The organism is Streptomyces sp. NPDC002701 (genome assembly GCF_042889045.1).
In the GTDB taxonomy this organism is placed as follows: domain Bacteria; phylum Actinomycetota; class Actinomycetes; order Streptomycetales; family Streptomycetaceae; genus Streptomyces.
Genome location: NZ_JBIAQL010000032.1, coordinates 35,952 through 52,119 on the forward strand (window position 1 = coordinate 35,952; position 16,168 = coordinate 52,119).

The 16,168-nt window shown below is 69.4% G+C and carries 20 protein-coding genes, 2 tRNA genes and 1 pseudogene; 1 reads left to right on the plus strand and 22 read right to left on the minus strand.

The window, feature by feature from the left end:
* Positions 1-263 precede the first annotated feature (263 nt).
* From ACFYXC_RS38475 to ACFYXC_RS38495, 5 genes are all read right to left on the minus strand, one after another.
* Entirely contained in the window at positions 264-539 is a 276-nt protein-coding gene (locus ACFYXC_RS38475; RefSeq protein WP_389557381.1) for a hypothetical protein, read from the minus strand.
* A 79-nt stretch (positions 540-618) separates the two neighbouring features.
* Positions 619-1,671 (minus strand): DUF4007 family protein, encoded by a 1,053-nt coding sequence (locus tag ACFYXC_RS38480; protein WP_389557383.1) that lies wholly within the window; start codon positions 1,669-1,671, stop codon positions 619-621.
* Positions 1,672-2,033: 362 nt separating this feature from the next.
* Positions 2,034-2,258, minus strand: a complete 225-nt coding sequence (locus ACFYXC_RS38485; protein ID WP_389557384.1) for a WhiB family transcriptional regulator — start codon at positions 2,256-2,258, stop codon at positions 2,034-2,036.
* Positions 2,259-2,420: 162 nt separating this feature from the next.
* Entirely contained in the window at positions 2,421-2,654 is a 234-nt protein-coding gene (locus tag ACFYXC_RS38490) for a hypothetical protein (RefSeq protein ID WP_389557386.1), read from the minus strand.
* 4 nt (positions 2,655-2,658) lie between these two features.
* Positions 2,659-2,964 (minus strand): hypothetical protein, encoded by a 306-nt coding sequence (locus ACFYXC_RS38495; RefSeq protein WP_389557415.1) that lies wholly within the window; start codon positions 2,962-2,964, stop codon positions 2,659-2,661.
* Between ACFYXC_RS38495 and ACFYXC_RS38500 the strand changes: the two genes are divergently transcribed.
* Positions 2,963-3,484: a hypothetical protein gene (locus ACFYXC_RS38500; RefSeq protein WP_389557416.1), complete on the plus strand. Its 522-nt coding sequence runs from the start codon at positions 2,963-2,965 to the stop codon at positions 3,482-3,484. The two genes, ACFYXC_RS38495 and ACFYXC_RS38500, sit on opposite strands and share 2 nt — an antisense overlap.
* Positions 3,485-3,519: 35 nt before the next feature.
* Here the strand turns inward: ACFYXC_RS38500 and ACFYXC_RS38505 are convergent.
* The 17 genes and pseudogenes from ACFYXC_RS38505 to ACFYXC_RS38585 form a co-directional block, all read right to left on the minus strand.
* A pseudogene (locus tag ACFYXC_RS38505) lies at positions 3,520-3,897 on the minus strand (AAA family ATPase); the annotation flags it as partial.
* A gap of 45 nt (positions 3,898-3,942) precedes the next feature.
* Complete coding sequence (ssb, locus tag ACFYXC_RS38510; RefSeq protein WP_389557388.1) at positions 3,943-4,434, minus strand: single-stranded DNA-binding protein; 492 nt, start codon at positions 4,432-4,434, stop codon at positions 3,943-3,945.
* Positions 4,435-4,772: 338 nt separating this feature from the next.
* Positions 4,773-6,896, minus strand: coding sequence for a hypothetical protein (locus tag ACFYXC_RS38515; protein ID WP_389557389.1), 2,124 nt, complete (start codon positions 6,894-6,896; stop codon positions 4,773-4,775).
* 399 nt (positions 6,897-7,295) lie between these two features.
* Positions 7,296-7,496, minus strand: coding sequence for a hypothetical protein (locus ACFYXC_RS38520; protein ID WP_389557390.1), 201 nt, complete (start codon positions 7,494-7,496; stop codon positions 7,296-7,298).
* A gap of 2 nt (positions 7,497-7,498) precedes the next feature.
* On the minus strand, positions 7,499-8,551 hold the full coding sequence (locus ACFYXC_RS38525; RefSeq protein WP_389557392.1) for a hypothetical protein: 1,053 nt from the start codon (positions 8,549-8,551) through the stop codon (positions 7,499-7,501).
* A gap of 259 nt (positions 8,552-8,810) precedes the next feature.
* Positions 8,811-8,993: a hypothetical protein gene (locus ACFYXC_RS38530; RefSeq protein ID WP_389557393.1), complete on the minus strand. Its 183-nt coding sequence runs from the start codon at positions 8,991-8,993 to the stop codon at positions 8,811-8,813.
* Positions 8,994-9,866: 873 nt separating this feature from the next.
* Positions 9,867-11,432, minus strand: coding sequence for a ParB/RepB/Spo0J family partition protein (locus ACFYXC_RS38535; protein WP_389557394.1), 1,566 nt, complete (start codon positions 11,430-11,432; stop codon positions 9,867-9,869).
* 207 nt (positions 11,433-11,639) lie between these two features.
* Positions 11,640-11,828: a hypothetical protein gene (locus ACFYXC_RS38540; protein WP_389557396.1), complete on the minus strand. Its 189-nt coding sequence runs from the start codon at positions 11,826-11,828 to the stop codon at positions 11,640-11,642.
* 205 nt (positions 11,829-12,033) lie between these two features.
* A complete protein-coding gene (locus ACFYXC_RS38545) occupies positions 12,034-12,480 on the minus strand; it encodes a hypothetical protein (protein WP_389557397.1) in 447 nt (148 codons plus the stop codon).
* Positions 12,481-12,680: 200 nt separating this feature from the next.
* Positions 12,681-13,046 (minus strand): DUF3846 domain-containing protein, encoded by a 366-nt coding sequence (locus tag ACFYXC_RS38550; protein WP_389557399.1) that lies wholly within the window; start codon positions 13,044-13,046, stop codon positions 12,681-12,683.
* A gap of 188 nt (positions 13,047-13,234) precedes the next feature.
* Positions 13,235-13,903, minus strand: coding sequence for a hypothetical protein (locus tag ACFYXC_RS38555; protein WP_389557400.1), 669 nt, complete (start codon positions 13,901-13,903; stop codon positions 13,235-13,237).
* 64 nt (positions 13,904-13,967) lie between these two features.
* Positions 13,968-14,201: a hypothetical protein gene (locus tag ACFYXC_RS38560; RefSeq protein WP_389557401.1), complete on the minus strand. Its 234-nt coding sequence runs from the start codon at positions 14,199-14,201 to the stop codon at positions 13,968-13,970.
* Positions 14,198-15,013, minus strand: a complete 816-nt coding sequence (locus tag ACFYXC_RS38565) for a hypothetical protein (RefSeq protein WP_389557402.1) — start codon at positions 15,011-15,013, stop codon at positions 14,198-14,200. The genes ACFYXC_RS38560 and ACFYXC_RS38565 overlap by 4 nt, the downstream gene beginning before the upstream one ends.
* A 134-nt stretch (positions 15,014-15,147) precedes the next feature.
* Positions 15,148-15,223, minus strand: a tRNA-Ile gene (locus tag ACFYXC_RS38570).
* Positions 15,224-15,292: 69 nt separating this feature from the next.
* Positions 15,293-15,529 carry a hypothetical protein gene (locus tag ACFYXC_RS38575; protein ID WP_389557404.1) on the minus strand — a complete coding sequence of 79 codons (237 nt, stop codon included), beginning with the start codon at positions 15,527-15,529 and terminating at the stop codon, positions 15,293-15,295.
* A gap of 38 nt (positions 15,530-15,567) precedes the next feature.
* A tRNA-Leu gene (locus ACFYXC_RS38580) sits at positions 15,568-15,640 on the minus strand.
* A gap of 148 nt (positions 15,641-15,788) precedes the next feature.
* Positions 15,789-16,016 (minus strand): hypothetical protein, encoded by a 228-nt coding sequence (locus ACFYXC_RS38585; RefSeq protein ID WP_389557406.1) that lies wholly within the window; start codon positions 16,014-16,016, stop codon positions 15,789-15,791.
* Positions 16,017-16,168: the final 152 nt, after the last annotated feature.

Sequence of the window (16,168 nt, forward strand, 5' to 3'; positions counted from 1 at the left end):
CGGGCGGCGGACGGGTCGGGGACGTAACCGCCGTCGTCGCGTGCGCAGTGGTCGGCCGCCGGATCCCCCAGTACCTCGGTGACATCGGCGTGGTCGGGGCAGAAAGGGAGGGCCGACGCGAGAAAGCCGGCAGGGTGTTCCATAGGGATCTTCTCCAAGGGCCGTGCCCGGGCGGTGGCCACGGGAACGGCGGCGTGTAGCGGTGGGACCTGTGGTTGGGATGGAGACGCGACCGATAGGGAACTGAGGGCCCGCGCCGCGACTCAGATGGCGATGAGGCGCACGGTGTAGGCCAGGAGTGTGGTCGCGGTGGTCTCGTCGAACGGCATGGCCCAGCTGAGCTGGACGGTCGACGAGCCGTACTCGCGGGAGCGGTTGCGGTGGATCAGGCTGCTGTCGGCGTTGTGCGCGAGTCTGATGAGGGGAACACCTGGTAGCTGCTGGGGGATCTTGGCATCCGGTCCGAGCGCGCTGTCGCGGTCAGGTCGGGGCGGTCGATCACGATGGTGCTCCGTAAGGCAGTCGAGAGAAGCGACCACGCAGAGTCGATCCGAGATAACGATGCTGTGGTGGGGAACCGTGATGTCCGGCGCACTGCAGGCAGTGTGGCGGGTCAGGTCAGAGGCTGTCCTGGGATGCCGGTTCGCCGAAGGCCAACTGTTCGACTGGACGGGCGTCTCCTGGCCGGGGTTGGTAGGCGTCCTGCTGGGGGTGGAGCCCGAGGCGCTGGCGAACGCGCCCGTAGCTCTCGTCGAGGACATCCCAGGCCAGCGCCAGCGGGGGACGGTTGAACGTGAGCACTTCGGTGCCGTCACCGGAGTCCGCCACGCCCAACTGTGGGTGCCGCGTCGCGGCGGCCTGCAGCGCGCGCCGAAGGCTGCGCGGTTGGAGCCGCAGCACGCGCCCCGGACCTGCGTCGTCGTGCAGGAGACGGCCGAACGAGATACTGCCCGGGCCGGGCGTGGACCGAGAGGCGTACTCCAGGCAGGCATACGCCACCACCGCGGTCGGCGCACTGATGCCGGCCGAAGGGCTCAGGTGGACCGCGCCGTCGGGGGCGACGCTCATCATGCCCAGGGCACTGAACGGGCGGTCGACCAGGTCCTCCAGCGTGGTGCGCGGCTGCTCATGGGCGCTGCCTGTGGTGTACATGCGGATCATGCAGCTGATGTCGCGGTGGAGCGTGGCGGCCGTCGGAAGCCGTCTCCAGTTGGCCGCGGAGGCCGCGCGCAGCATCCCCTCCCGCAGGGAGCCTGGCTCCAGCCGGGCGAACGGCGACAGGCAGAAGGTGTAGAACCAGGCGGGAACCCGGCAGGGAGGAGCCAGCAGCCACCAGTGCAGTAGGAATAGGCTGCCGTCCTGCTCCAGGTAGGGGTCGGCCCCGTCTTCGTCGAGCAGCCACCGGCCCCTTGCGGTAGGAGTCACGTCGCTGGCCGTTCCGGGCCCGTGGCGGATCTCGTCGGTGAGTTTGAACGCCGATGACCAGAACCGCATGGAGGCCACCGCGCTCTTGTCGGCGCCTAGTTCGACGGTCGCGCGGGCCGTTGCGAACACGCGTGGGTTGTCCTGTACGGCGAGGTGCGTCTTGAGGAGCCAGCCGTAGCGGGGGGAGTAGGAGCCGTGACGGGCGTGGACCGGTGCGACGTAGGACGGGAAAGCGCGCGTAGGCATCGAAGTCTCCTGGGGGAAGGGGGGAGTGGCAGTCAGGGGGCGCTGCGCGGGTTCGGGGGCCGACGGCTGGCACGCCTCGGGTCTTTGCCGGCGAGCGCGCGTTCGAGGAGACGCCAGTTTTCGGCGCGGCGCTGGGGTGTGAGCGGTTCACGTCACGGCTCGTAAGGCCGCGGCCGGGTAGGGATGAGCTCCAGCTCCTGGCGGGCGAGCATCTGCTCCCGGATCGTGGGCGGCGCGGTAGGCGTCGCCTGCTGCTGCTCACGTCTGCGATCCTGGTCGGCCACTACCCCGACCCAGTCGTCACCGAGGCGCTGCACGAGCCCGTTGCGCAGCGCGCCGCGCTCGCCGGGGGTGGTTGCCGCTCACACACCTCTGGGAGTCAGTGACGGGTTGGCCAGGACCCACTTCAGACAGCCCTGGACGACGGGACAGCCGGAGCAGGCGAGCTTGGCCCTGGCGAGGGTCTTCGTCCGCTGAAGTCGGTCGGCGACCTCTTCGAAGGCGAACAGCGCCGGATCGTCCTGGCAGGGCGTGGGGTGCTCGGTGGGGAAAGGGAATGCGCTCGTCCGCGAGTGTGGAGACAGCATCCCGTGTACGGACACGGCTTCTCATAAGATGCCCTCCAACAGGGCCGTGAGGGTGGTTCGTTGTGGGGCGGCGACCAGGTGACGCCGGGAGGGTGCGGGGGAACGGTGCACGAGGGGTCAGCTACACCACTCGTCTCGGGCGAGGCGCCTCATCAGGTCGGTTTAGGTGTCGCCCTCGTAGCCCGGGGGAAGTCCGCGTTTGCGCCGCTCGACGTTCGCGGCCCTGACACCGAAGTGGCAGGCAGGCACTCGCGCCGCGTGATGACGTCGGCCGGGCTCGGGATACCAGCCGGTCGCGGTGAGGATCAGGACCGACACCACACGCTCCGGGTCGTACATGAGCGGTCGCCCGCAGTTGATGCAGGGACTCATCACGACGGAGTGCTCGTGGGCCACGGCGTCAGGTCCCTTCGAGGCCCGGGTGCCAGCGGAATGCGTCGGCCGAGAGCGCCGCGGGGTCGTTCGGGTCCCGGTAGTGGCGGTCCTGGGGTTCGCTGTCGGCCACGGAGTGGGCGTCGATCCATTCGTCGGCGGCCTGTTCGGCGCCGAGCGAGCGCAGCAGGCTGGCGAGTACGTCTACCTCCTCGCAGTTCAGGAGGTGGGCGATGTCGGCGGTGAGGGTGCCGCACCAGGTGTCGGCGAAGTCGTGGCCGAGGCTGCCGGGGATGGTGGTCGGCTGCTCGACGGTGGTGGGGGAGCCGTTCATGTCGTATTCCGGGGTGTTGAGGTGGCAGGGCCGGCGGATCCGGCTGGGGTGCGGAGTCGAAGGCGCGCAGCTGCTTGCCGCGGTTCGAGACGAGCTCGGCGAGTGTGATGGGCTGGTCGTGGAGGTCGAGTGCGGCCATGCCCGCGGCGCGGGCGGTGACGATCTCCGACCAGAGCTCGCGCAGGCTGTCGACCGTGGCGTCCGGGTCGCGGGCGCGCTCGATGAAGGACTGCTGGGGCCAGTTGGGGACACCGCCGTCGGCCCACGTGAGGATGGTGCGGCCGGGGTTCTCGTCGGGCTGTTCGATGACCTCTCCGGACAGTGCGGGGATATGGCTATTGCCGAGGCATACGGTGGCGACCGGGCAGAGGGAGCCCAACGCGTCGAAGTCGTACTCGATGTCGGCTCGTTGCTCGGGCCGGACGCTGATCCGGCGGGCGTACTCGCGGCCGCGGGTGTCGGTTTCGATGACGGTGTTGGTCCGGGCCTTGAGGGGGTGACGATGACGTGCCCGGGGTAGGCGGCCAGGGCTTCGGTGACGGCGCGGTCCTCCGGCCGGTACTTCGACCATCCGGCGCTGTCGCCGCCATATCCGGCCCGGGCTTCGCTGTTGACCTTGTCGAGCATGCCGCCCTCGCCGCTCCAGAAGGCGCTGTAGGCGTCGACGATCAGCACGGGGTAGCCGCGCATGGCGGCGCGGGCGAGGGCCGCGAACAGTGACCTGGGGTCGTAGCGGGTGAATTCCTGGGTGTGGAAGGGCACGCGGTCGGCGTACTTGGCTGCCATCCCGTGTTCGGTGTCGATGAGCGCGATCGGCTCGCCGAGCTCGGCGGCGACCAGCAGGGAGGTCAGGGTGCGGCCGGACCCTGACGGGCCTTCGAAGGCCAGGCGGACCGGTCTGGATTCCTTGACCTCAGGCCGGAATTCCGGCATCGGGGTCAGGGAGCTGCCACTGGACACAGGGGATCTCCAGGGACGTCAGCGGATGCGGGCCCAGCCGCCGTGGCGCTTGGGGCGGGATTGTCGCTCGTGTTCTGGCGCACCCTGGCCTGCGGCAGTGCCTGCTTGGGGCGCTGAGGGTGCGGTGGGTCGGGCCAGCGTGGAGGGGAGGGTGTTGTCGGTGTAGGCGATGCGGTGACGCAGGCTCAGCCCGACGTCGTCGGCGTCGAGATCGAACACGGTGCGCTTGATGCCTTCGCGGTCGGTGTAGGTGCGCTGGCGCAGGCGGCCTTGGACGATGACGTGCATGCCGCGCTGCAGGCACTCGCAGACGTGCTCTGCAACGTGCCGCCACACCGTGCAGGTGATGAACAGTGATTCGCCGTCGGTCCACTGGCTGGTCTTGCGGTCGTAGACCCGTGGCGTTGATGCGACCCGGAAGCGGGCGACGGGCGTGCCCATTTCGGTGAACCGAATTTCGGGGTCGGCGACCAGGTTTCCGGTGACAGTGACGATGGTCTCGCCGGTCATAGCGGCGCTTAGTTCCGGGAGCGGCGGGAGCCGTCCTGCGTGGACCCGCTGGCGGAGGGGACGGGATCGGGCGTGGGCACGGGGCGCTCCTGTCTCGTGTGGTTCGGCGCAGGGAGGGTGTCAACTTCCCTGTATTCGATACTAGATACTGTACGGGTATGGTGCAAGCGGATCACCGCCCGCCCAGTGGGTATTTCTACAGGTCAGAGCGAGGCGCCCGGTCGTGCTGGCCGGATGCCGCTCGGTGCGCACCGGCGCCGGCTGCTGGCCTGCGTCGTCGGCCCGGGGGCGGCCCTTGAAGGACCGCGCATCCCGCACCGGCAGACGGGTCTGTCCTCTCAGCAGCTGAGCCGCTGTTTCTCCGCATTCAGGAGGTCGATCACCGGGCGGAGCCAAGAACCTTCCGCGTCGTAGGGCGTACGCCCTTGAGACATCGCCGCGATGGCATCGGCCTGCGCCGCGTAGGGCCCGCCGAGAGCCCGCAGGTCGGAAATGACTTTCGGCATGTGGGTACTCAGAGGTTTCCTCCACGGGCGGTTGGCGGGGCTGGTGCCCTTCCGGACGTTGTAGAGGGGGCCTTCGACGGCGATGTGCCCGAGGTAGAGCACCGGTGCATGGATGCCGAGAAGTTCGGCCAGCGCGACGGCCCTGCGGTAGTCGGGAATGCAGGTGAATCCCCCGCTACGGCGGTACCCGGCAGGATTGGGGTTCACGATCAACCGCCACTGCGGCATGGTCCAGGCGACGGTGGACACGGCCCTTTCAGCGCTGCGCAGCCCCAGTTCCCCGAGGGTGACATCCATCCGCCGCTCAGCGAGTTCGGCCAGCAGGCGCCGTGGTTCGGGGGCTCTCTCCAGCCGCTGTGCCCGGCGGAGCTGGGTGATGGTCGGCTGCGCTTGGCGAAGATCGTGTAGGTGCGAGGCGTCGGCCAAGTAGGCGCCGGTTGGCAGCGGCACGTCCTGCCACGCCTCGACGTCAAGGAGAGGGAAGCTTTTCGCTTCAGGAATCATGAGGAGGTGCAGGAGGCTGCCTCCCATGGCGTCCATGGCGTGCTCGAAGGACTCGCTGCGGTCGGACGAACTGAGGTTGTCCTCCCTGGCCGCCCGCCGGTGCCCGCCTTCGTGGAACACCACACGCAACGTTTCATTGAGGTCGTCCAGGGTGCTCTCCTTGACCCCCGTCACGTCGGAGGCAGTCAGGTAGATGCCGTCGGTGCAATAGCGCGTCCGTGCCTCGTCCTCCCGGTAGATCCTGACTTTTCCGAGGGACTCCAGGCCGAAGACGCTGCGGAAGACCGCGCAGGCGAGGTCCAGCGTGCGCCGTCGCTCGACCGAGACGCCACCCGTCCTGACCCACTGTGTCCTTGGGCGCAGGCGCTCGTGGTATTCCACGGCCACAGGTACGGGCCTGATGCCGAGTAGCTGCATCAGGACGTTGTGCATGTGGCGGCTCAGTCTGCTGGTGACACACGTGACGCCACGGCTTTGCAGGTGGAGCTCGTCCTCGACCGCAGTGCCCGAAGCGTTGTGGTAGACCTCGTCGTCGTTCCACAGGGTTCGGGCGTGGTCGCGGAAGGCGCGGCGCACGGCAAAGTCGGTGACGGAGTCGAAGTAGGTCTCGGCGGTCGACAGCCGTGGCCCGTTCAGCGCGCGCTCGACGAACCGTGCGATCACGGCGGGATCGGTGCTGGCTGCAAGCGCGCTGCGGATGTGGGTCTCCAGCGCGGCACCGTCGACGATCGATCGGTCACGGTTCTGCTCCCCCTTGGCCGTTGCCAGGGGGAGGTCGTAGCTGGCCGCCAGCCGGGCGTCGGTGGAGACGAGGATGCCGCCGACGAAGATGCGTCCAGGGGGACCCTCCAGAAGGATCTGGGCGTGATCCTGCGGGGGCCGGTAGGAGGGGGTGCTGAGGTAGCGGACCCGGCCGATGGCGTCTTCGGCCACTTCGCGCGGGCAGGGGACGCTGACGAGCGTGCCGAGTTGCCGGTCGGTCGACCAGTACTGGTAGTGCAGAACCAGGCTCTGATGGCTTTCGGCCGGGCCGGGGACGTCGGTGAGGTACGTGCTCGGTTTCAGGACGGGCGTGAAGCTGTAGCCGACCGTGTCGAACTGGACCGTGCCGATCTGTGGGTCGCGGGCGAGGACGAGCGCTGCGAGTTTCTTGCCTTCCCCGAACTGGCCGATCTGCTGGCTGCTCTTCCGGGAGGCTCCCAGGAGGAGCCCGGTGCGGGGGATGCCGGGCCCCTGGTCGTGGATGGTCAGAACACCGTCGTTCCACGCCACTTCCGTGTGCGGGTCTTCGTCCAGCGCATTGGCGATCAGTTCCACGAGGGCCCGCTCGGATGTCCAGTCCTTCACATAGTCCTCGGCGATGGGGTAGGGCAGTTCTCTGACCTGCTCAGGACGGGGTTGAACAGTGGCCTGCCGCCGGTCGGCGGCGGGCGCGCATGCAGGGGTGGTCATGACGAATTCCTCAGGCTGAGCGAGTGATCCCGGGGCGCCCGATGGCGCGGCCCTCCCCGCAGAGAGGTGGTTGAGGGCCGCGTCTGTTGAGGGCGCTGCCGGACGGGATGCGTGCTTGCGTAGCGGCTCGGCGGTGGGCTGCCGGTATGCGGCCGTCGGTCGGCACGTCGGCGCTGCCCCGCGGGAGGGGCACACCCCACCGAGTGGTTAATTCGATACCAGATAAAATCTGCTGGGATTGCAAGCGGATTCGGGGCCGCATCCCCTACCGCGGTTGCGATCCGGTGCAGGTCAGGGCCTTGGTGGCGGCGGGTATCGACACGGCAGGGCCCCTCTCGGGATGCCTGTGAACTGCTGTACCACTCAGTGGACTTGCGGGCCCGCCGGCGGGTGGAGTTTCTAGCCGGGCTGCGGGTGCCGCACCTGATCTGCACTGCCGTCGACGTCGATATGCAGTTCGGAAAACCACTGGGACAGCACGGCGATAACCTCGCCGCCGTTCCAGTCGCCGCTGCTCTCTTCGATGTCCTTGATCCGGCTGAACAGATCGGCGATCGCGGCCCCTTCTTGTGTGGCCTGATCGAATGAGGGCGAGGGCATGGTCAGGATGCCTTTGCTGGGCCGGGGCCGCGCGAGATCAGATCCTCCACCTCGGCGATGGCCTCGTAGGTGGCGGCGATCGTCTGGGCGCGTCCGATGAGCTCGTTGCGGCGGGCGAAGATGGCGGTGCGCTCCGCGAGGGCCCGTTCGGTGCCGTCGCCTTCATGCAGGGTGTCGGTACAGGAGATCAGGACACGACGACCGAGATCCCACACCACCGCATTGACGGCGCAGCAGGCCGAGGAGATGGGGTCGAGATCGTTCATGGCCCACACGTAGGCGCGCGGATCGCGGCCGGTCTCACGCAGGTACTGGGCGGCAGCTCGAACGAGGCCACCGGTGCCGGCCGTCGGTTCACCCAGCCACGCTCCCTCGGGGAGATCCTCCACGGACAACGTCATGCGGACCATCAGGTCACACATGTCCGGCGGAGTATGGACCTGGCCGAGCGCCTCCCGCGCGCCACGGGAGCGCAGTTCGGTGACGAGGAAGCCGAGCACGTCGGCCTCCGATCGCCAAGACGGGTCCGCATCTGCGGTCAGCTCCAGCAATCCGGTCTCCAGCGCGGCACAGGTGACCGCGTGGACGGCAGCGAGCCGCTTCGCGCTCTGCTCCTCCTCGTCGAGCCACCCTCGCAGCGGATGCGCCCACTCGACCAGCTCCGGACGACTGATCCACAAGAGACCCCACACGCGCCGGTAAAGGTCGAGCAACTCCTGCGGGCCGAAGGTCAGGAGGTGTCCCGTGAGATCCGGACCGTCGTCAGTCTGGCGCAGCAGGGAAAGGACGGCGACGACGCCGACCGGTACCTCCATGCGGGAGTCGATGCGGTTGCGGTGCCAGGTGCGGGCCACCTTCTCCGCCACGTCCAGGGCGAGATGCGCCGGCGACAGGCCGCGCGTCCGGGTGCGCTTACGGCGGGCCGCAGTGAGCGCCGGAGTAGCTGCCGCACGTTCCGGGCGCGGGGGATCGGTGTCGGCTGAGCTCAGGTGGATCCGCGGCTGGCTGGGATCAGGCTCGGGCGGCTCATCGGGGGCGAACAGGTCGAGTTGCATGGATTACTCCTCGGGCATACAGGCAGGAGGTCACGACGGCGCGGGGGCGGGTGAGCAGCGCCGGTTCGCAGGGGAGGCAGCGACAACAGGACGCGGGACCAGGCGGGCAGTAGCAGGAGGGGGAAGCCGGCCTGGTCCTCGTCAGCGGTCCGGGGCAGGTACGTGGCGACGGTGAGTTCCCCCACGCGACAGGCGGAGGACTACCGCTTGCCGGGCCAGGCCGCGGCGCGGTCCTGTGTCGGCTGGAGGCGGGGCGGGCTCAACCGCCGCCCTCCAGGTCGAGCGCACTGCGCAGCACCTCAAGCAGCTGCGCCGCGTCCTCAGGCAGGGCGGCCTCGCGCAGCAGGCGCTTGCGCCGGATCGGGCCACCGAGACTGATGCCCGCTGGCACACCAGGAGCGTCCGGTTGCGCGACGAGGCGGTAGTCGGCGGTGGAGATCATCCATGCCTCGTACCGGTCGGCGGTACTGCCGCTGCGGGAGGCATGGCCTTGGTCAGGGTCGCGTGACGGGCAGGGGCACGATGGATCGGTGCAGGGTCTTCCAGCGGGGTGGCTGGCCAGTACCGGAGCTCGGCGGTAGTGCGTTGCAGTGCCGTTCAGCATCGGGCAGTGCGCGGCCGCGTAGGGCAGGCACTCCGGGTGCAGGGCGGGTTCGGGCGAGTGGCCGCGGGCGTGGTCGGCCGGACGGACGATGAGGAAACACCGCTCGTCCAGCTCCTGGCCGCAGATCTGGCAGAGGCGGTCGAGTTAGGCCCGGAACGCGCGTTCAGCGTCGAGGCTACCGAAAGCCGCATGGCCGTTGTGGAGCAGGGAGACCCAGGGCACTACGAGCCCGCCGGCCAGCGGGCGGTGTGCACACCGCTGGGGTATCGCGGAATTCATGGAGAGGCCGATCTTTCACAGACTGATCGGACCCGGCCGGGCTCGGGGCGTGCCCGGCCGGATCACAGGGTGAGGTGTTGGGAGCCGGTCAGACGTTGGGTGCGCCTGTGACCGGCAATCAGGGCGGGCGCTGTCTTCCAAATCGCGCTGCAGCGGCCGTCCTTGCGTCCGCGCACGTCTGCGGCGGCGTGGGCGGTGGTTGCGCTCAGGCGTGAGATGCCAGCCGTCGCAGATCCCGCACTTGCGGTAGCCGCGCGTCGACCTGCCGCGGGCACGGGTGGCTCCGAAGGCTGCGCGAGCGGCCGCGCGGTCGGGGTAGCGACGTCGTCCCGTCGGGCAGATGTCGTCGGACACGACGTACTCCTTGGCTGTGGGGGAGGGGAGCGGGCCGGGCGCAGCACCGCTGCTGGGGAGTGCTGCGCCCGGCAGGGCTCAGGCGGCCTGGTCGGCGACCTGGTCCTCGTCATCGGGCTGGGGCAGGTACTTCGTGACGGCGAGTTCCTCCACGTCGGACAGCCGGTAGCCCTCCGCCTTCAGGCACAGCAGGTAAGCGGCCTGGTGGCGGCTGAGGCCCTGCCACGCCTTCGGCTCGCGCATGCTGTACTCGAACGCGGCGGCAGCCTGCGCGAACACCTGGTGCCATCCCTTGGTCTTGCCCTGACGGCTGACCAAATCGTCGAACGGATCTCCCTCACGGCTGTACCGGGATCGGTCGGCGTTGGGATCCGGGACTCCGAGGAACAGGGCAACGGCCTCGGTCTCGCCCTTCTCGCACCACTTCGCGTACAGGTAGGGCGGGCTCATCACCGTGCGCAGGGCGAACTGCCGCACGGGCTCGGGCAGGGACTTTCCCTTGCACAGCCGCCTCACGAAGTCCTCTCGGACCGTCCGCGCGGTCTTCCACGCCTTGTTGCCCGCGATGGTCCGCGCCCGTGCCGCCTTCTCCTCCTCGCTCATGGACTGCTTGGCCTGCTTGGCCCCGGGGCGAAGCTTGTGGCCGTACTTGGCCGGGTCGGAGCAGTACCAGACAGGCTGGAACTCCTCATCCAGGCGGGCAGCATGGCCGGAGCAGTACGCGTGCTTGTCCGGCGTGAGCGGCGCGCCCAGGGGCGTGCGCAGCTCGCTCAGCGGCCGGGAGGTGTCCTTCGTCCCCCAAGGGAAGTAGTCGGGCAGCAGCGGAACATCGGCCTTCTGAAGTCCGTCCAGCGCCGTCTGCCGGGCTTCGGCGTCGGCCTTGGCCTGCCGGAGCCGGGCCAGGGCCTGGTCCCAGTGACCGCGCCCGCCGCCTTCCTCGGCAGCGTCCTTGGCATGAGCGTCCTCCAGCACCTCAAAGGCCCGGGAGACGTCGCTGACTTCGGCCATTTCAGCCATCTGCATCAGGTCGAACCCCTGGACACTTGCCCGGCGGAGCTGGGCGTCGTCCAGGCGGGCCGCCTCGCGCGCCGCGCGCAGCTCGGCCCGCTTGATCTTCAGGGCGCGGGCCATCGTCTCGCGCTGCTCCTCGCTCACATCAATGAGCGCCAGCGTCTCGATGGCCTTGACCCGGTCGCGATCGTGCATCTGCTCGCGGTGATCGTTCTCGATCAGCGACAGCAGGTGCGTCATCGCGTCGTTGCCCACCAGGTCGGCCCGGACGATCGTGGGGATCTTGCGTGCGGGCCTGCCCTCGGCCTCGGCCGTGGCATTGGCGGCCTGCTGGGCCTGGGCGCGCCGCCATCCCTTGAACGCGCCGTACGTTCCGTTCTCCAGCGGCCGGACGTGGATGGGGTCCTGTACGCCGAGTTCGGCCACCGACGCCTTGAGGTCGTCGTCCGGCTCCGTGTTGGTGGTGCGCGCGTTGTAGTCGTCGCGCACGATCAGGGACGGGTCGAGGCGGATGATCTGGTCATGGGCCTCTTCGACGGCCGACGGCTCGGGCTGCGCGGGCTTCGGGGTCGCAGCAGAGGCGGCTTTGGTGGGGGTCGTCGTGGTCTTCTTCGCCTGGGAGGCGGTGGACATGGGTACTCCTGTGCTGGTGGTGCATGGCGGGCCGGGCATGTCCCGGCCCGTCCGGTCGGCCGGTCAGGCCGTGAGGCGGTCGTCGACTGTGACGACCATGCGGATGACGCGTCCGCTGGCGTCGCCCTCGGTCGGGGCGACGGTGACTGACGGGGAGAGCAGCAGCCCCAGGACTGCGCGTACGAGCGAGCAGGTGGTCTGGGACGGCTAGTGGTGACCGGTCTGCTCGGCAGCGGTGCGGATCAACTCGTCGGTGGTGTCGTCGGGCGTGTAGGCGAGCCCACGGCGCAACAGGTGATCGGCGAGCCGGAGCGCCTTCATCGCGCGGCGGGTGGCGCGATAGCGGGCCTTAGGCCAGCCGGTGGGAAAGGGAGCGGGATCTTCAGCACGCGACATGGCGGTGCGTTCCTCTCGGGCAGTGAGATCACGGCGCGCAGGCTGTGTGCCGATGACACCGTATTATCATCGATACTAGATAATAACTGCCGGAAAGGTAAGTGGTCACCTCCTTCTTGTGGCGGTGCTGAACGGCCTGGGCGCGGGTGGCGCACCCCAATCCAGGGCCTGGTGGCGTCGGCGGCGCGGGGCGTGCTCGTGGCACTCAGCAGCTGCTGTCGCCGAAAGCGGTCGACAGCGGGGGGACCGCCTGGTAGTCCGTGCGCGGCTCGGGAGGGATCGGGTCGCCCGTGGCGAGGTCGGTGCAGTACGCCGCGAACACGTCGGCCGCTGCCATGGGTTGGGGCCGCACCTCGATGACGAACCAGCCGCGCAGTACGGATGTGCTGTCGGTGGTGTACGTGCGCGCGAAGATGGCCGCGTCCCGGAAGGCGATGGAGGTCTGCGCCAGCAGGTGACAGAACATCAGCCAGCCTTCGTAGCCGGCGCTCACCTGGTCCTGGTCGCCGGGAGTGCATTCGACGCTCGCCGAGGCGCTGGCATAGCTCCCGAGGGCGGTATGGGCGCTGCACACGAGGCGATGGCGTCCCGGTTCGAGGGCATCCAGCAGCGCCTCGAACGCCTGGGCTGCGGTGTCGAACGGGTCGGGCATGGCAGGTACTCCAGAGGCCGAGTGGCCGGGGGTGAGGGCCGGGACTGCTCGGCAGTCCGCCGGCGGTGGGACGCGGCGCCGAGCCGGGCCCCACGCTGAGTCGGTCGGTGGAAGGCCCGGCTCGCAGGAGCCGTACGCGCATGAGCGGGAGAGAACTGTGCGGGTGTCGGTGCCTGCAGATCCCGGGGAGGCCGGTGCCGTTACAGGTCTTGCAAGGTGAACAGTAGGCCGACGAGCTGCTGCCTCAGCAGCGGGAGGGTGTTGCCTTCCGCGTCGGGCCCTCCGGTGAGCAGGACGGGGCCGTAGTAGCGCTGGTGGGTGAAACCGAACCGCTGGGCCAGAGCCGTTGCGGCGGGATTCACCGGGTGGTTGTAGAGACCTTCGTCGTCGATCCACATGTCCCACTGGCGGGTCAGAGAGACGACGTCGAATCGGTCGCAGCGCAGGGCTGCGCGCAGCCCTGCACGGCGCTCGGCGCTGGACTCGCTGTCGTGGCCGAACGGCAGCTCAATTTCGACGAGTTGTGCGTCGCAGGTCAGGAGCAGGGCGGAAGGGGTTCTGGTCATGGGTGTTTCTCGTGCTCGCTGCGTAGGAGGTGGTCGGCCCGGCGCGCGGGAGCTCGGGTGCGGTTCGCGCGGCGACCGCACGAGGCTTGACCGCGGGCCGGGCCGTGGGCGGCCGGGCCCCAAACGAAGGGAACGGGCCCGGCCGGTCTGTGGCCCGCGCCGTGTCGCGGTGACCGGCGAGGGGCGCGTCAGGTCACAGGGGGCCCGTAGGTGCGGAACCCGCCGTGCCTGGCGGCGTGCTTGAGGTAGTCGATCCACTCGGGCCACCAGTCGGCGTCTTCGATGACCTCCGAAAGGAGCGCGGGGTTCGCGGCCCTGTTGGTCTCATACGCCGCGAGGGCTGCATGGATCTCACCGGGGGTGACGGTCCAGCCCTCGTCACCGCCGAGCTTGTGGGCCGCGACGCCCTCGGGCTGTGGCGGTGCCCACGACAACCGTTCTGCAAGAGCCTTGCGGTACCGCTGGACCTGCACCGGAGCCGCGTCCCCCGTGTAGTCGACGGGGAAGCCGAGCATGTCCAATGCCGGGGCGAGAGCGGCTTCCCTGGGGGTGGCCCCGTACGTCTCAGGCGCGGGGCGGTCCGGTGGCTGCGTGGCAATCAGCATGCCGAAGTGGTCCATGAGTGCCCGGCACTCGCTCATCGCCCAGGTCGTCAGGTAGAAGTGCGTGGTGCGGACCGCTTCCATCGCGTCGTAGGCCCTGTTGACCTTCGCCTGGACGGCGCGGTACTCCGGATGGTCATACGGGAGGTCGAGACCGTCGCGGTTCTCCACGGCCGCGTCGAACGACCTGCTGGCCGCTTCGTACGCTGCGTCCTCGCCCTCGGGGGAGCGTACGAGGTACATGTCGTAGCCCATGCCTGGGACTTCCCTTCGTGCGGATTCGGCGCCTGCTAGGACGTCACTCCGAATGGATTCGATACTAGATAAACAAGTGATGTGGGGCGGGTATTCCCTTGATGGCGGTGGCGAGTTGTTCGGAGGGCGGGGTGCCGGTCACCGATTCCCTCTGCGCCTTCTCGGCCTCGCGAAGTGCGTCGGCGGCGGTGTATCCGGTCGTGCACCAGGAACGGCAGAACTGGCCAGGCGGCGCGTCGCAGGTCTCGCACGTGTCGTCGAAGTCCTTAGCTCGCCACGGCCGCAATGAGTCGCTCATGCCGGGTAGTCGACAGCGGGGCGGCGGGTTCGCCGGCGCGGCCGCTGCTGGGCGCGCAGGGACGAGATCTCAGTGCGGATGCGACTGACGCGATCACGCTCCTCGCGGGCCGCGCGCTCGGCGTACTCGGCGTATCCGGGCAGGTAGTCGGCGCGGCGCGCGAGCGACCCTCGGTAGTTCATCAGCACCAGGGCCAGGACCGGGTGCGGACGGACGGCGAGCCACCGGGCGGCCGTCCACCAGCTGGAGACGGCGCTGCGGGCGTCGCGACGGTGGGTCTGGGCCTTGGACTCGAAGCATGCCGCCTCAGCCTCGCCCTTACGCATCGACCATTCGAGGAAGCGCAGCAGGCCGGGGGTCTCACGCTCGCGGGAGGCGTCCAGCAGGCGGTGAAGGTCGGGCCGGTGAGCAACGTCCTCGGCGCAGGCATGCATGACCAGGGCGAGGGTCTCGTCCGTTGTGGGGGAAGGGGCCTTCCCGGCCGCTGACTCGACGGGGGTCGTCGCGGCGTGTTGGTACGGGTAACCGACGTCTGTCCACCGCACCAGGCCACCGGTGTAGCCGGTCGCACTGCCGCGCCTGCGCGGCAGGGACTCGGCCGGCGCGGTTCCTTCCATGGCATTGGCGGAGCCGAGACTCACGCGCAGCGCGGTGAACTGGTTCCAGTGACGCGGATGGTGGGTGCCGGTCACGTGCACGCTGCCGCGCAGCGCGCCCGTGAGGGCGTACACGACGGCGTCTTTGCCCTGTGACCGGGCGGTGGCGCGCACTGTGCCGGACGGTGTGTCGATGGTGAGGATGTCGGCGGTCACGATCAGAACTCCCGTGCGGTCGGAGGGAACATGGGGCGGTGGGCGGGTCCGCCGCCCCGCGCAACGCGCGGGTTGGCGGGACGGCGGATCGTCGGCCAGTGACGAGCTGGCCGGGTTGGCCGTGATGGTTCGCGTGGTGCTGGTGGGACTCGAACCCACGACATCAACGGTTTATGAGGCCGGCGCTCTACACACCTGAGCTACAGCACCTCGGTGGTGAGGTGGGGGCCGCGCCCCGGTAGGGCGGGGCGCGCGGGGGAGGAAAGCCCCGGCCGCTGGTCAGCTGAAGAGGATTCGTCTCATCGTCTCGTCGATCAGGGCTGCGGCCTCGTCGTCGGGCATGTCATCGAGCCTGGCGAGCGCCTCGAAATCGATCTCGACGTCTAGGTCCGCGAGTTGCTTCTCAGCGATGACGAACTGGATCACTTCCTGCGCGCTGGCCCGCTCGCTGCCGTTCGGGGCGACGCTGGGGGCGGTGGGCTGGGATGCGGTGTTCTGGTGGTCGTCGGCGGTCATATCTCCTCCGCCACGGGGCGGTTGGTGCAGGGTGTGGGTGGACCCGACCGGATTCGAACCGGCGCGATATGCGCTTTTAAGGCGCTTGCTCTGCCACTGAGCTACGGGCCCTTTAGGGGTGGGCCGCCGCCCCGGTACCGGGAGATCCCGGGGCGGCGGCCCTGGGAGCGGCCATGCGCGGGGGAGACGCCTGGCCGCTGGTCTGGTCAGTCCCGGCACGTGACCGCCGGGCTGTGTCGGCCGGTCACCGCGGGGGCGGTCAGAGGTTGTGCTGGAAGCGGTATTGCCGGACGAGTTCGATTGCTGCGTCGCGGACGGCTCCACGTTCGGTCTTGCCGGTCTTGCGGGCGTTGCTGTAAGCAACCGAGGCGCGGACGACCGATCCGGCCCGGATCAGCCTCTGCTTGACGATCTCGTGGATGGCGGCAGCGATGGCGTGCGCGGCGGCGTTCTCGTCGGTGATCGGTACCGGGTCAGCGTCAGCCATGGGCAAGTTCCTTTGAGGTCCCTGACGGGGTCTTGGGCGGGGGGGGGCCCCCCCCCCCCCCCCGCCCCCGCCGGGGGGGGGGGGCGCGCGCCGGGGGGGGGGGGGGCCCCCCCCCCCCCCGCGGGGGCCTGCACGAACCCGCCCGGCCATCA

Bases quoted from the DNA above. Each gene is read 5' to 3' on its own strand.
- ACFYXC_RS38550 (WP_389557399.1), bottom strand. From the start codon at position 13,046: ATGACCAGAACCCCTTCCGCCCTGCTCCTGACCTGCGACGCACAACTC.
- ACFYXC_RS38495 (WP_389557415.1), bottom strand. From the start codon at position 2,964: ATGAACGGCTCCCCCACCACCGTCGAGCAGCCGACCACCATCCCCGGC.
- ACFYXC_RS38515 (WP_389557389.1), bottom strand. From the start codon at position 6,896: ATGACCACCCCTGCATGCGCGCCCGCCGCCGACCGGCGGCAGGCCACT.
- ACFYXC_RS38530 (WP_389557393.1), bottom strand. From the start codon at position 8,993: ATGATCTCCACCGCCGACTACCGCCTCGTCGCGCAACCGGACGCTCCT.
- ACFYXC_RS38575 (WP_389557404.1), bottom strand. From the start codon at position 15,529: ATGACCGCCGACGACCACCAGAACACCGCATCCCAGCCCACCGCCCCC.
- ACFYXC_RS38585 (WP_389557406.1), bottom strand. From the start codon at position 16,016: ATGGCTGACGCTGACCCGGTACCGATCACCGACGAGAACGCCGCCGCG.
- ACFYXC_RS38480 (WP_389557383.1), bottom strand. From the start codon at position 1,671: ATGCCTACGCGCGCTTTCCCGTCCTACGTCGCACCGGTCCACGCCCGT.
- ACFYXC_RS38520 (WP_389557390.1), bottom strand. From the start codon at position 7,496: ATGCCCTCGCCCTCATTCGATCAGGCCACACAAGAAGGGGCCGCGATC.
- ACFYXC_RS38555 (WP_389557400.1), bottom strand. From the start codon at position 13,903: ATGGGCTACGACATGTACCTCGTACGCTCCCCCGAGGGCGAGGACGCA.
- ACFYXC_RS38525 (WP_389557392.1), bottom strand. From the start codon at position 8,551: ATGCAACTCGACCTGTTCGCCCCCGATGAGCCGCCCGAGCCTGATCCC.
- ACFYXC_RS38545 (WP_389557397.1), bottom strand. From the start codon at position 12,480: ATGCCCGACCCGTTCGACACCGCAGCCCAGGCGTTCGAGGCGCTGCTG.
- ACFYXC_RS38540 (WP_389557396.1), bottom strand. From the start codon at position 11,828: ATGTCGCGTGCTGAAGATCCCGCTCCCTTTCCCACCGGCTGGCCTAAG.
- ACFYXC_RS38485 (WP_389557384.1), bottom strand. From the start codon at position 2,258: ATGCTGTCTCCACACTCGCGGACGAGCGCATTCCCTTTCCCCACCGAG.
- ACFYXC_RS38500 (WP_389557416.1), top strand. From the start codon at position 2,963: ATGTCGTATTCCGGGGTGTTGAGGTGGCAGGGCCGGCGGATCCGGCTG.
- ssb (WP_389557388.1), bottom strand. From the start codon at position 4,434: ATGACCGGCGAGACCATCGTCACTGTCACCGGAAACCTGGTCGCCGAC.
- ACFYXC_RS38535 (WP_389557394.1), bottom strand. From the start codon at position 11,432: ATGTCCACCGCCTCCCAGGCGAAGAAGACCACGACGACCCCCACCAAA.
- ACFYXC_RS38560 (WP_389557401.1), bottom strand. From the start codon at position 14,201: ATGAGCGACTCATTGCGGCCGTGGCGAGCTAAGGACTTCGACGACACG.